This is a genomic window from Vibrio sp. 10N.222.55.A1, assembly GCF_041473835.1.
GTDB lineage: Bacteria > Pseudomonadota > Gammaproteobacteria > Enterobacterales > Vibrionaceae > Vibrio > Vibrio crassostreae_C.
In genome coordinates, this window is record NZ_JBFRSX010000006.1 from 70,073 (window position 1) to 82,109 (window position 12,037).

At 45.0% G+C, this 12,037-nt stretch carries 12 protein-coding genes and 1 riboswitch; of the genes, 1 reads left to right on the top strand and 11 read right to left on the bottom strand.

Annotated elements, in window-relative coordinates; all coding sequences use genetic code 11:
- Positions 1-75: 75 nt before the first annotated feature.
- The 11 genes from thiM to AB4493_RS01415 all read right to left on the bottom strand — a co-directional run bounded on the left by thiM (position 76) and on the right by AB4493_RS01415 (position 10,218).
- Positions 76-861 carry a hydroxyethylthiazole kinase gene (thiM, locus tag AB4493_RS01365; protein ID WP_132762324.1) on the bottom strand — a complete coding sequence of 262 codons (786 nt, stop codon included), beginning with the start codon at positions 859-861 and terminating at the stop codon, positions 76-78.
- A gap of 29 nt (positions 862-890) precedes the next feature.
- On the bottom strand, positions 891-1,571 hold the full coding sequence (gene tenA / locus AB4493_RS01370) for a thiaminase II (protein WP_017061912.1): 681 nt from the start codon (positions 1,569-1,571) through the stop codon (positions 891-893).
- 8 nt (positions 1,572-1,579) lie between these two features.
- Complete coding sequence (locus AB4493_RS01375; RefSeq protein ID WP_372154406.1) at positions 1,580-2,536, bottom strand: ABC transporter substrate-binding protein; 957 nt, start codon at positions 2,534-2,536, stop codon at positions 1,580-1,582.
- 119 nt (positions 2,537-2,655) lie between these two features.
- Positions 2,656-3,471 carry an ABC transporter permease gene (locus tag AB4493_RS01380; RefSeq protein WP_372154407.1) on the bottom strand — a complete coding sequence of 272 codons (816 nt, stop codon included), beginning with the start codon at positions 3,469-3,471 and terminating at the stop codon, positions 2,656-2,658.
- A complete protein-coding gene (locus AB4493_RS01385) occupies positions 3,464-4,222 on the bottom strand; it encodes an ABC transporter ATP-binding protein (protein WP_372154408.1) in 759 nt (252 codons plus the stop codon). The genes AB4493_RS01380 and AB4493_RS01385 overlap by 8 nt, the downstream gene beginning before the upstream one ends.
- Positions 4,212-5,096, bottom strand: a complete 885-nt coding sequence (thiD, locus tag AB4493_RS01390; RefSeq protein ID WP_372154409.1) for a bifunctional hydroxymethylpyrimidine kinase/phosphomethylpyrimidine kinase — start codon at positions 5,094-5,096, stop codon at positions 4,212-4,214. The genes AB4493_RS01385 and thiD overlap by 11 nt, the downstream gene beginning before the upstream one ends.
- A gap of 98 nt (positions 5,097-5,194) precedes the next feature.
- Positions 5,195-5,306: riboswitch (TPP riboswitch) on the bottom strand.
- 98 nt (positions 5,307-5,404) lie between these two features.
- On the bottom strand, positions 5,405-6,322 hold the full coding sequence (locus AB4493_RS01395) for a DMT family transporter (RefSeq protein ID WP_372154410.1): 918 nt from the start codon (positions 6,320-6,322) through the stop codon (positions 5,405-5,407).
- Between the two features lie 77 nt (positions 6,323-6,399).
- A complete protein-coding gene (locus tag AB4493_RS01400) occupies positions 6,400-7,140 on the bottom strand; it encodes a helix-turn-helix domain-containing protein (protein ID WP_372154411.1) in 741 nt (246 codons plus the stop codon).
- Between the two features lie 174 nt (positions 7,141-7,314).
- Positions 7,315-8,343: a DUF4382 domain-containing protein gene (locus AB4493_RS01405; RefSeq protein ID WP_136974469.1), complete on the bottom strand. Its 1,029-nt coding sequence runs from the start codon at positions 8,341-8,343 to the stop codon at positions 7,315-7,317.
- 418 nt (positions 8,344-8,761) lie between these two features.
- The gene (locus AB4493_RS01410) at positions 8,762-9,013 is read right to left on the bottom strand and encodes a DUF2999 family protein (protein ID WP_004731647.1); all 252 of its coding nucleotides are present in this window, start codon (positions 9,011-9,013) and stop codon (positions 8,762-8,764) included.
- 107 nt (positions 9,014-9,120) lie between these two features.
- On the bottom strand, positions 9,121-10,218 hold the full coding sequence (locus AB4493_RS01415) for a YdcF family protein (protein WP_017061919.1): 1,098 nt from the start codon (positions 10,216-10,218) through the stop codon (positions 9,121-9,123).
- A gap of 497 nt (positions 10,219-10,715) precedes the next feature.
- Between AB4493_RS01415 and AB4493_RS01420 the strand changes: the two genes are divergently transcribed.
- On the top strand, positions 10,716-11,396 hold the full coding sequence (locus AB4493_RS01420; RefSeq protein ID WP_017061920.1) for a glutathione S-transferase family protein: 681 nt from the start codon (positions 10,716-10,718) through the stop codon (positions 11,394-11,396).
- The last annotated feature ends 641 nt before the right edge of the window (positions 11,397-12,037 follow it).

The window sequence follows — 12,037 nt, forward strand, 5'->3', positions numbered from 1 at the left end:
CAATAATAGAAAAGCCCTCAACACATATGTGTTGAGGGCTTTTTAATAAGCTACGAATGCAGATCTAGATTGAATCTACTGAATCTTCAAACGTTGAATCAGTGTCTCTTCATCTAGTTGATACAGCTCATCGAGTAAGTTCATCTGCAAGCTACCTGGGCCACGTGAGTTCTCAGCTGCGATTTCACCAACCACACCCAACACAGCTGCGGCAGCCAAGCCACTGTCATCACCGACTGCAGCGAAAGCTCCCGTTAATGCAGTAAGAGTACAACCCATGCCCGTCACATACGGCATCATTGGATGTCCGTTGTTTAACGTCACAACACTGTCTTTAGTGACAACGTAATCTGTCTCGCCAGAAATCACCACATTCGCACCGTATTCAGCGACCAAGCATTGCGCAGCACCTACCGCGGCATCACTGCTATCTAGCGCATCAACGCCTTTGCTCTGTGCTTGCTCGCCCGCTAACGCGATAATCTCAGACGCGTTACCACGAATGATCAATTTATCCGCTAAACGTGCAATTTCACGAGAAGTCTCAGTACGCAGCGTACTTGCACCACAACCCACAGGGTCAAGAACCACAACCTTGTTGTTCGCGTTCGCTTGCTCAACAGCAAAACACATTCTTGGCGTCCAAACACTGTCGAGCGTGCCGATGTTAATCACCAAAGCACCAGAGAAAGACATCATCTCTGCCAGTTCTTGTTGCGAGTGCGCCATAATAGGCGAAGCGCCAATCGCCAATAACGCGTTGGCCGTGTTGTTCATCACTACATAGTTAGTGATGTTCACAACCAGTGGTTTTTGCTCTCGTACTGCGCGTAGCGATTGAATAATTTGTTCAGTAAGCATGGGTAAATCCTTATTCGTGAAAGTCGCTTTTAAGCCGCTGTTGAATCATCAAGAGCGTTCAGCCCTTGCTGCCAAAAAGCCACTTCCATACGCGTTGCGGTTTTGAAGATATGAACGATGTTCTGACCGCGTTCGCTGTTGATATCAATTTCAGCAAGCAACTGATTGAAGTATTCCGCGCCCGTTGCTACGCCAGACTGGAACTCTTCACTGCCATACAGTTGCAGCCAGCTTGCGTATGGGTTGCCTTCCAAAACAGTATCACTGCTTTCTAACAGCGCTTTACCAATCACGGCATAACCGATTGAACACGGAGCCAGTGCCGCATATAAGTCGACAAGATCACCCGTCATACCCGCATCTAGAACGTAGCGCGTGTAGGCAACAGTGCCGAAATCTTCAGGTTCGTTTTCTAAATCCGATTCGGTTAAACCCCACTGACCACAGTAAGTCACATGGTGAGAGATTTCAGAATCTAGCAGCGCATGAACACTTGGCAGTGCACGACGCATATCAGCCAAGGTTTTAGCCTTGTAAATTGCCAATGCATAAGCGCGGGCATACTGCTTTAAAAACAGAAAATCTTGCTTCAAGTAATGCAGAAAACACGGCTGAGCGAGTGTGCCGTTTGCCAGCGTTTTAACAAAATCATGCTCGGTGTAGTCTTGCCAATCTTGTTGACAGGCTTGGATTAAGTCTTGGTATTTCATGAGATTCCTTAGTCAAAAGTCGGTACGTAGTCAGCGGCTTTCGGTAGTGATTTGATAATGCCTTTGTCAAACATGAACTGTGCGTAATCGTCGTAACGCTTCATATCTACAGCAGAAGGACGAAGTGCAAAACGAGTCAGCGTGTCGTTCCATGCGCGTTGGTTAAGTTCGTTGTTCAACGTATCTGGTGAATACGCGACAAACTCGCTCCATGACTCTTGTGGGTGGTTCACAATGTAAGTTGTTGCTTGCTCTAATGCTTTGTTGAACGCTTTGATCGCTTCATCATCGTGTTTCTTTGCGTTCGCAACAAAGATCAGCTCATCGTAAGCTGGCACACCGTGCTCTTCTGGGAAGAATGCTTTTGCTTTAAAACCTTCAAGGGCTAGCTGGTTAGTTTCGAAGTTACGTAGGCCACCCCAGATTGCATCTACCTTTCCCGATGCCAATGAAGATGAAAGTGCCCAACCGACATTGATGGTTTGCACGTCTGTAAATGCAACATTTTCTTGAGCTAGCATGGTACCGATAGTCGCTTCTTCGTTACCCGCAATCGCGATACCGATCTTTTTGCCTTTCAGATCCGCTAATGAATCGTTCTTGCCGTTATCCAGTACCATTAGTGTGTTCAGTGGCGTCGCGATAAGGGTTGATGCACGAACTAAAGGAAGACCCGCTGCCACATCCATGGTTAAACTTGGTTGGTAAGTTACCGCTAAATCAACCTTACCTGCTGCAACCAATTTTGCTGGCGTGCTTGGGTCTGCAGGCTCTTGAATTTCAATGTCTAAGCCTTGGTCAGCAAAGTAGCCACGCTCTTGAGCGATCACAATCGGGCCGTGGTTCGGGTTCACAAACCAATCCAACATCAGCGTCAGTTTCTTCTGTTCAGAGTCCGCTAGAGCATGACCTGAAACCAATGAAGCAAGCAGTGCCACTGCACCGACCAATTTGGTATTTTTCATAGTTAACCTTCCCTTTTGAATATTATTATTGTGTTTATAGAGCTCATTTTTAACGAGTTATTGTTGAGATAAATAGCGTGAGCGAAGCTTTGTTAAACAAAGTGTTATTGAGTGAACCATCATTGGTTTTCCCAAGGGATAGCTTTTTTGAGTAACTTGTCTATGATGAAGTAGAGCGAGATAGACAGCACCGCCAAGATGAACAAGGCAGCAAACATCTCATCAATGATCATGCGCGCGTTGGCCTGTAGCATTAGGTAACCCAGCCCTTCACTCGAACCCACCCACTCGCCGACGACCGCGCCAATTGGGGCAATAACCACCGCCACACGAATGCCAGACGCTAGTGTTGGCAGCGCAGCAGGCAGTTGGATATAACGCAGCAATTGCCATTTCGATGCGCCCATCGTTTTGGCAAGATCGAGATAGCCTGTCGGTGTATTACGTAAGCCGTCGTAGCAACACGTGGTCACAGGGAAGAAGATAATGATCGCTGCCATCACCACTTTTGAGGCGATGCCATAACCTAGCCACAGCATCAATACTGGCGCAATCGCAAACACAGGGATCGCTTGGCTAGCGATTAAGATAGGTAACAACCAGCGTTTTAGTGGTTCGAACATCAACATCTGCAGGGCGAAAAATAGCCCCATCGACAAACCAAGTATCAAGCCAAGTAAGATCTCTTGCGCAGTCACCCAAGTGTGTTTGAGTAACACATCGTAGCGTTCGATTAGTTTAATAAAGACTTCTGCCGGAGCGGGAAGAATGAAGCTCGGCATCTCGAAGATAACGACCACCATTTGCCATAAACCGAGAATCACAGCACTGCTGATCAGCAAACGCATAACAGGATTCATCTGACGAGGGCGCTTAGTCGTGTTCTGAGTGTTAGTTGAACGAGCCACAGCTTCGCTCCGCGTTAGATCATTCATAGTCACGCTCCAGCTGATCTAAGATCGCTTGTTGTAACTCAGCGCATTCACCATCTAACACTCTTGGTGTGAGGGTGTTAGGCACAGACAATGACTGGGCATTCGCAGGCGTGCCTTGCAACACATACAAGTTATCCGCCAAACGCACCGCTTCTTGTGGATCATGAGTAATCAACACAACGGTTTTATCTCTTAACAATTCACACGCTAAACTTTGCAGCTTGTGCCTTGTTACCGCATCCAGCGCAGAGAACGGTTCATCCATCAGCACCACTGGCTTGTCTTGCATTAAGGTTCGAGCCAAAGCAACACGCTGGCGCATACCACCAGACAATTGATCCGGCATAGTAGACGCGTGATCAGCCAAACCAACCGCAGATAACAACTCTAGTGCTTGATTGGTTTGCAGTGCTTTATCAGAAGCTGGATTTTGAAAACGATGACTTAGGCAAACATTGTCGATAACCGACAACCATGGCAGTAACAAGTCTTGCTGTGCCATGTATGCGATGCGATCCGTTAAAGGCAATTCATCAGACGTTGCCAATGTGCCCTGCCACTCCACCTTATCGTCCAGTAAGCCTGCCAGATAACGCAATACCGTGGTTTTTCCGCAGCCACTTCGACCTAGCAATAGCGTCCACTTACCTGCGTTTAAGCTAAGCGACAACCCAGATAAGGTCGCGTGCTCACTGTCGTTATAACGTAAGGAAGCATTGCTGAGTTGAACACCAACCGTATTAACGGACATTACCGTGTCCAGCGAAGAAGTGATTTACCGGGCCATGACCTTGACCAACTTGCAACTCATCAGCATGAGCAATCGCGCGAGAAATGTATTGTTTTCCTAGGTCAACAGCGTCTGAGAGCGTGTAGCCTTGCGCTAAGAAAGAAGCAATAGCAGAAGAGAGCGTGCAGCCCGTGCCATGAGTGTTTTTGGTAGGAAAACGCTTCGCGCTAATCACAGCAGATGCAGTTGGTAGAATCAGTAAGTCATTGCTGTTTTCATCTTTCTCTAGATGACCACCTTTTAGCAGAACGGCTTTAGCACCTAAAGCGCGCAGATCTTCAATCATGTCCTGCATTTCGGCTTCGCTTTCAGGTACCGGCTTGCCTGTTAACGCCGCGCCTTCCGGCAAGTTAGGCGTAATGATGTCTGCGAGCGGAATCAGCTCTTGTTTTAGCGTAGTGATAGCAGAGTTTTCTAGAAGAAGGTCGCCGCTTGTCGCGACCATTACAGGGTCAATTACCAAGTGTTTTGGTTGGTATTGTTTGATTTTGTCTGCAACGACTTTGATGATTTGCGAATCCGCCAACATACCAACTTTTACCGCCACGATATTCAGATCGGTGAACACCGCATCTAACTGGCTAGCAACATGCTCAAGTGGGATTGGAAATATAGCGGACACGCCTTGGGTGTTCTGAGATGTAATCGCGGTAATTACCGAACAAGCGAAGCTACCCGTTGCAGACATGGCTTTAATATCAGCTTGAATGCCCGCGCCACCACCACTGTCAGAACCCGCAATGGTCAAAACAATCGGAGTATTGATCGAAGAAGATTGGTTTTCTGGTGTTTGAGTGCTGTTAGGTGATACTTGAGAATTGGAATACTGTGTCATGGTCGCTCCTACTGTCTAAAAGACGTAAGAGAACCGAACTTTGGCCGCAAAGAGAGTGTGGAGGTGAAAGCAATGAGAGATCATTGTTGAACCACGTAGGCAAAGTAATCATAGTTCCCTACGCCAGTATTAACTGAATCAGGTTCAACGGGTCTCGAATAACGATCTCAGCAAACACCAACTAAGGTATATGCCCCCCGACTATTGATAACGATAGTAACAGCACTCTCGCAACTGAGATACTCATTTTATTCAATTATAAGAATCACGCATGAATTTAATTCAATTAATCCCGTTTTAACAAATACTTATAATGGCTTTTTAGTTGGCTGAGATTGGATGAATAAACACATCACTATCAAGAACATACCTAGCCATCCAACCAATGGAATAAGCTCACCCACAATACACACGGCCAACACGGCGGCAACGACTGGCTCAAGTAAGGTAATCAAGTTGGCGCTACTCGCTGTGACATGGCGTAGCCCAAAACTGAAAGCGATATAGCCTAAACATTGAGGAAGTAACACCAAGTAACTCACCACCAACATATTGGTATTCGATGCGAACAAGTTATCCCCCGTAAACCAAAGCGTTGGCAGTAGCAACATCGCTCCTAGCCCAAATATGCTGCCCATCGCCGCTTGTGACTTAATCCCTTTGTCGATCAGTGCTTTGGTCGCCCAAGAATAAATGGCGTAACACAACCCAGCGAGCAAACCTAAAGCAATACCGAACAGCTTGAGATCATCACCGGATTCATTCGTCGATGAAGATTCTGAAAACACCAACAACCCAATACCCACCACACCAATCGCAAAGCTAGTGAGCCAACGTTTGTTGATATTATTCTTTTTGCTAATAAGACACTCTAAAAGTGCAGAAAAGAAAGGAGCAGTAGCTATCGACACCACTGTGCCCATTGCGACACCCGATAACTTCATCGAAGAGTAAAAAGCCAGAGGATAGATCGCCAAAGCCAGCGCACTCGCCGCTAACAACTTTTTGTTGAGCAAAAGCTTATCAAGTGAAGATAAGATCTTTCGATACGCCAAGACTGCTTGCATTAAGCCGCCGACGCCCATTGAAAAAGCACCAATCGCTAATGGGCTTAGATCAGGCGCAAAACTTGCGGCGGTGCCTGTCGTGCCCCATAAAACAGAAGCAAACACGATGGCTAAAGTGCCCGTTTGGAATTCGTTAACGCGATTGATGGCAAGATTCATTTCTATTACCTAGTCTATTTTCATTTCTGAAATAGATAATAGTGAACATATACTAAGTTGAGTTTGCCAAAAGGACGCTATTCTTGTTTTGGAAGACTCTCTTTCATCGAGCCCAAAAACGCCCTTGGAGACATGCCAAAGTGCTGAGAGAAGCGTCGACTGAATGCAGACAAGTCACTATAACCCACATTTTCTGCGACCAATTGAACGGGTAAATCGGTATGGCTAAGCAAGGCTTGAGCTTTCTCCATACGATAGCGAGTGATGTACTTAAGCGCACTGATTCCAATGCACTCTTTAAAGCGCTTCTTAAATTGAGTGGGGCTCAAGCAAGCCGTTTCTGCAAGTTGTGAAATGGATAACGGCTGCGTGTAATTATCCGCGATCAGCCTTTGTACCGCACGAATTCGAGGGTCGATGCTCTTGCTCACTTGTTGTTGTTCTAAAAGCAGTGAAAACACATCCAAGATAGATGACTCAATACCACTGTCTACTTGGTATTCCAACTGCTTTTCAACAAACAGCAAGAAGCTCATTAAAGGTGGCGTTATCGTGAAAACCGAGAGCTCATGCTCTAACAAGTGCTGCGGTAACTCTGCCATATCTGCGACAATAAACCGCGCTGCTTCATCCGCCTTAAACGCATGTGCTGTGGTTACCGGAATCACCACACATTCGCCCACCGCCACTTTACCGACATACCCCACCATTTCGATATTAATACTGCCTTGGATCGGCAATACCAGTTGATGATGGTCATCATGAGCATGGGTATTAAATTGCTTGGTGTAAGATCGAATGCTTAAGCTAGATTTCATGAGCAACGCCGGAGTACATTTCGCTAGGTTAAAGTAAGAGATACAAAGTTACATTATCACTTCCCTAGAGTCACACTCAATGATCATCAAATTCATGCTAACTAGGTGACATGATCAAAAACGGCCTCTAAATGAGAGGCCGTTTTTATTCGAATGCTTAATCACGTCAAAGATTTAAAACGATACTTGGTTATCCTGACCAACCACTACCTGAACACTATTTTGAACTTCATAAATGTCAAAACCATCAGCAACCGGATCAGCATTGTCTTCATCACTGTCGTGTTGCGCGGTACAGGTATAACCCAATGAGTAAGTACCTGGATCAATAAATCCCAGAGAGAACTCATAGTTAGTCTGTGCTTCATTCATTGCCACTGATGCTGAAGTAATCGGCTTCACCTCATCGGAACCGCCAATAGGCGCCATGTCAGCTTTGTCGACATTACCTTCATACAAGTACACCGACTGAACATAAGTATTATCATTTGTAGGGTTACAAGCTTCAAAAGTGGTACTCGAAACAGTACCTTCAATGTTTCCTGTCTCAACCGTATTGATAAGGCTTACAGACGTTCTTTGAATAGTGTAATCAGGGAAAGTCGAACTGTTCTTTAGGCCACGTCGAAGATCGAACTCGACAACAAAATCGTTACTCTGTTGGTTCACATTAAATGAATCATTAAAGTAAAGCACGCCAGCGTTATCTTCTTTACCAACACCTTGCGGGCACGCGCCATTACCTTTCACCGTTAACTCACGAATCGAGTCATCGTTTTCTACAACATAAGATGGATGTGTCGGGTGATCGCCATCATTCGCAAACACACATAGTTTATAGCTACCTACTGGAACTACCTCGTTTTCAATCAAAGGAAGTGCATCGCTTCCTTGGTAATCCAATAAATTGACACTTAATGGAATAGGATCTTCACCGTCTGGCAACGGGTCGCCATTTTCATCAACGTAATCACCGTTTTCGTCCGTTTTATACACGTCATACACTAGCGTTGTACCTCCCTGAATCGGAAGTAAAGCTACCTTGCTGAATGTCACCGTCACATCTTTAACATCATCGACGGGCGCATCACTCACACTCAAGGTAATGGGTGTCGTACTGCTTGATGATCCTGAGTCTCCGCCACAACCAACAAGCCCGGCCAACACAAGGCTAGCTAAAGCCGTTTCCTTTAAATATTTCATAACTCATTTCCTATAAAATCACTGCTCAATAAAGGGCTTATTTGAGTGCCCTCTTATTCTTTTTCTTGTTGTGACCCATAAATAAACAGCGCTATTGTTTGATGATCCCTACTATTCAGGGCATTCCTCATCCAAAAAACACTGTTCATCAAGGTGCACATATCAAGTCGCACATAGGTTAATTAAGTCTAGTAAGTAAATTGTCAGTAGCAACGCATGTTTGGCAAAAGTGCTGTCAATTGTGTTGAAATAGTCGTTGAGTAGAAAATGGGAAGCAGGGATTGAAAGCAACTTGATCAAAGTGAATAATCGCCACCAAGATCAAAAAAGGCCGTTAAGACAGCCTGTTGCTGAACTTAAACGACCTTTTCATTGAATTTTGATTAAGCTAATTCGATCTTAGCTCATTCAAATTCGCTTATTTTTGAAGTTGTTCTTTAGCCGCTTCAACCTTAGAGAAATCTAGGCCAAGCTCTTCAACGGCTTCTTTGATTAGCGCAGGGTTTTGCATTACCTGGCCCATCAGCATTTGAAGTTTATCTTGTGGTAAGCCAAGTTGGCTGATCGTCGCCATTGCTGCAAGAGGGTTCTCGGTCAACGTCTTGAATAGCTCGCTGATCTGCTCGTCGCTAATATTGTTCTCTTTCAACATTGCTAAAATCGGGTTCATTTTTTTGCCTTTGAAACACTAAATTAAGTAGGAGCACAGCATACCATCTAGCTGTGCTCGATTGTACTAGCAACTTATACTTTGCCTACTGTGAAGTAACCCTAAGCCTAGCGAGACTCTAATGGGTAAGAGCGGTAGCTCCACATACCATAGGTTCTAAGCGCATCTCGGTAGATACCTAGTAGCTCACCATCACTCGCCTTCTTAAGATCTGCGAGTGGCTTGTCTGGGTAAGAAACCGTATCAAAAGTAATGCCCTGAGGGCCGGTTTGCCAGCTAGCGATTTCAAACAGAGTTTGACCACGACGAACATGGCTTGCCGAGCTAATAATGGTCGCGTGCTTAATATCATGGCGAGCAAGTGCATAGCTACTGAATAAGGCATTGCCTACCGTGCTGGTCGCGTAATTCTCTTCGATGATGCGATCTTTGCTTACCCCTTTCTCGATAAGCCAATCCGCCATTAACTTACCTTCAGTCTTGTGGTTCTTGGGCACGCCACCCGTTAACACGATCATCGCATCTGAGTTCGCCTTAGCCATCGCCAATGTTGTCTCAAGACGCTCAATCAAAATTTGATGCATAGAGCCGTCTGGATTAAGCGCATAGCCCAAAGTGACAATCGCGCCATGATGATCAAGCAAGCCTTTATCCGCAGACTCTTTCAACGGTGTTTCTAACACGCGGTCGACCGTAGCAAAAATGCGTTTGATGTCTTCTGCTTTACCTTTGTTCAGGCTTTCCAGTTTCTCCATGTGCTTATTGGATTCACTTTCATTGCCTTCAAATCGCTGCCAAACCGCAAGGTAAGCATGAAGATCAACATCGTCTGGTGCAACCGTCAGCGCTTGCTCAAACAGCTCAATAGCGCGCTCTGCATTCTTGTTGTAGATCTGAGCGTTCGCTGCCGAGATAAGCAAATCAGTACGGTAAGGTTCTAGTTGGTAAGCTTCTAACAATCGGTTAGTCACAATTTCCATGTTGCTTGGCATTTTAGCCGTAAAGCCCGCGTGAGAAATTCTTGCCGGAGACTTAAACGCCTGCAACGCATCAAGAAGTAATTGGTCGACAACTTGTCGCTTAGTCACCAACTGCGCGTAATCCGCAGAAGCCTGTACTGCGCCGTCGTTAGCAGCAAAAGAATAAGGTGTTGCGCCAAAAGCCAGCATGCCACCAAGAGCGAGGGCGATAATGTTCTTTTTCATGAAAAGATCCTGTGTCGTTAAGTGTTCACATCAGATTTGCTCACCAATGTAAGTCCCTAAGATTAAAAAACCGTGAAGCACACCTTAATCTCTAACGTTTATATTCATTTGTTGCATAAGGTGTGGCAGCAGATCACGATTTTGAACTTACCAATAAGCCTGTGCATCCAGATAATTCTGGTTTGAACCAGTGCTCAACGTTTTTGTTGGAATATCTGACTGCGGATTTCATACGCCCTATCCCGCCAAAAACCACCCATCACAAATCCGAACTCCGCATAAAGCAACGAATCAAAAAAACCACTTTAAGCTCATTTTTTCAACAACTTAAAATCCAACACACTGAATCGCGCGATTTTACCCCTCGCTCAAATAACGAGGTCTTCAACACATAGAGTTGGAATGCGAGTCAGAAGATCTTCAAATAATTCAAAATCAACCATTGAACGATCGTTCAAGTGGTGCTTTAATAAATGACCAATACAAGGAGTTACCCCATGCTTAAGTTCTATTTTCACCAAACACCAAACCCAATGAAGATCGCTCTGTTTTTGGAAGAGACAGGCCTAGATTTTGAACTTGTTCCTGTCGATACCTTAAAGGGTGAGCAGCATTCACCGGAATATCGTTTAATCAATCCAAATGGCAAAACGCCTGCGATTGAAGATGAAGGACAACGTGTATTCGACTCTAACGCTATCCTTCTATATCTCTCAGAGAAAACAGGCAAGCTTGGCGGTCAGCCAGAAGACAGAGCTGAACTACTCTCTTGGATGATGTTTATCGCGAGTGGCCTTGGTCCATATTCAGGCCAATCGGTACACTTCCGCCATGCTGCACCAGCAGGCTTAGACTACGCTGTGAACCGATACCTACGTGAAGCACAACGTCACTACGAAGTGTTAGAGAAGCATATGGAAGGTCGTGAATTTATCGTAGGAAATGAGTACACCATTGTCGATGTCGCTGCATGGGGTTGGATTGACAAAGCACCAGTCGTGCTTGGTGAAGAAGGCCTAGAACCTTACCCGAACTTGAAGCGTTGGTTTAACGCAATCAACACTCGCCCTGCTGCACTGCGTGCTCGCGAAATCGGCAAAGGCATTGAGTTTAAAACCGAACGTGATGAAGAAGCAAAACGAGCACTGTTTCCTTCGAATTTCCCAATCAACGAATAATTCAGCATGAAGTAAACGATGTGGAGCGAAAGCTCATTACTGGGCGAGCTATCTAAAAATCAATAGTATTGTTTCTATTAACTGATACCACACTAGTTAAAATATCAATACTATTGATATAGCTATTGTAAGAACCCTTACCGACATCCGATGGTGTCTCTGTCGGTCGTGCCGGGGAAAAGTCCTGAATCAGTTACTCTAGATCGCAGCGAATTTGTAAAGCATATGTTAGGCATGAATTAAACTTCGACTACAAAGCATAAACTTATTTTCAAGATACCAAATGAAAAAACAATCATGTGACAATCAACTAAAGAGACGATAAATGAGTTTTACAAAGACTAATAGCATTTGAAAGTAATATTAATTTTTGAATGCTAATTCAAATAATTAGGCGTTCTGATAGTTTTGCTTTTTTCGTTAATATTCTAGGCAACAAAATGAGATCAGGCTGCCTTAGTGCTTTACTTGTTACAATATCTGGTACGTGCTATCTGTCTATAGGTTTTTCAGGACTTGAGAATCAGTTTGGTATGGTATGGGCAGGAGCTGCGTTAATCGTCTTAATCGTGTTTAATTTGACGCTGCCACTCTCTTTAGGCGCTTACTTTTATACTACAAGTAGGCGTTGTTGCCTAAAT

What these genes read in the sequence shown, in the direction of transcription:
- AB4493_RS01415 (WP_017061919.1), bottom strand. Translation starts at nt 10,218, where the DNA reads ATGAAAAAGAACATTATCGCCCTCGCTCTTGGTGGCATGCTGGCTTTT.
- AB4493_RS01410 (WP_004731647.1), bottom strand. Translation starts at nt 9,013, where the DNA reads ATGAACCCGATTTTAGCAATGTTGAAAGAGAACAATATTAGCGACGAG.
- AB4493_RS01400 (WP_372154411.1), bottom strand. Translation starts at nt 7,140, where the DNA reads ATGAAATCTAGCTTAAGCATTCGATCTTACACCAAGCAATTTAATACC.
- AB4493_RS01375 (WP_372154406.1), bottom strand. Translation starts at nt 2,536, where the DNA reads ATGAAAAATACCAAATTGGTCGGTGCAGTGGCACTGCTTGCTTCATTG.
- thiM (WP_132762324.1), bottom strand. Translation starts at nt 861, where the DNA reads ATGCTTACTGAACAAATTATTCAATCGCTACGCGCAGTACGAGAGCAA.
- AB4493_RS01380 (WP_372154407.1), bottom strand. Translation starts at nt 3,471, where the DNA reads ATGAATGATCTAACGCGGAGCGAAGCTGTGGCTCGTTCAACTAACACT.
- tenA (WP_017061912.1), bottom strand. Translation starts at nt 1,571, where the DNA reads ATGAAATACCAAGACTTAATCCAAGCCTGTCAACAAGATTGGCAAGAC.
- AB4493_RS01385 (WP_372154408.1), bottom strand. Translation starts at nt 4,222, where the DNA reads ATGTCCGTTAATACGGTTGGTGTTCAACTCAGCAATGCTTCCTTACGT.
- AB4493_RS01405 (WP_136974469.1), bottom strand. Translation starts at nt 8,343, where the DNA reads ATGAAATATTTAAAGGAAACGGCTTTAGCTAGCCTTGTGTTGGCCGGG.
- AB4493_RS01420 (WP_017061920.1), top strand. Translation starts at nt 10,716, where the DNA reads ATGCTTAAGTTCTATTTTCACCAAACACCAAACCCAATGAAGATCGCT.
- thiD (WP_372154409.1), bottom strand. Translation starts at nt 5,096, where the DNA reads ATGACACAGTATTCCAATTCTCAAGTATCACCTAACAGCACTCAAACA.
- AB4493_RS01395 (WP_372154410.1), bottom strand. Translation starts at nt 6,322, where the DNA reads ATGAATCTTGCCATCAATCGCGTTAACGAATTCCAAACGGGCACTTTA.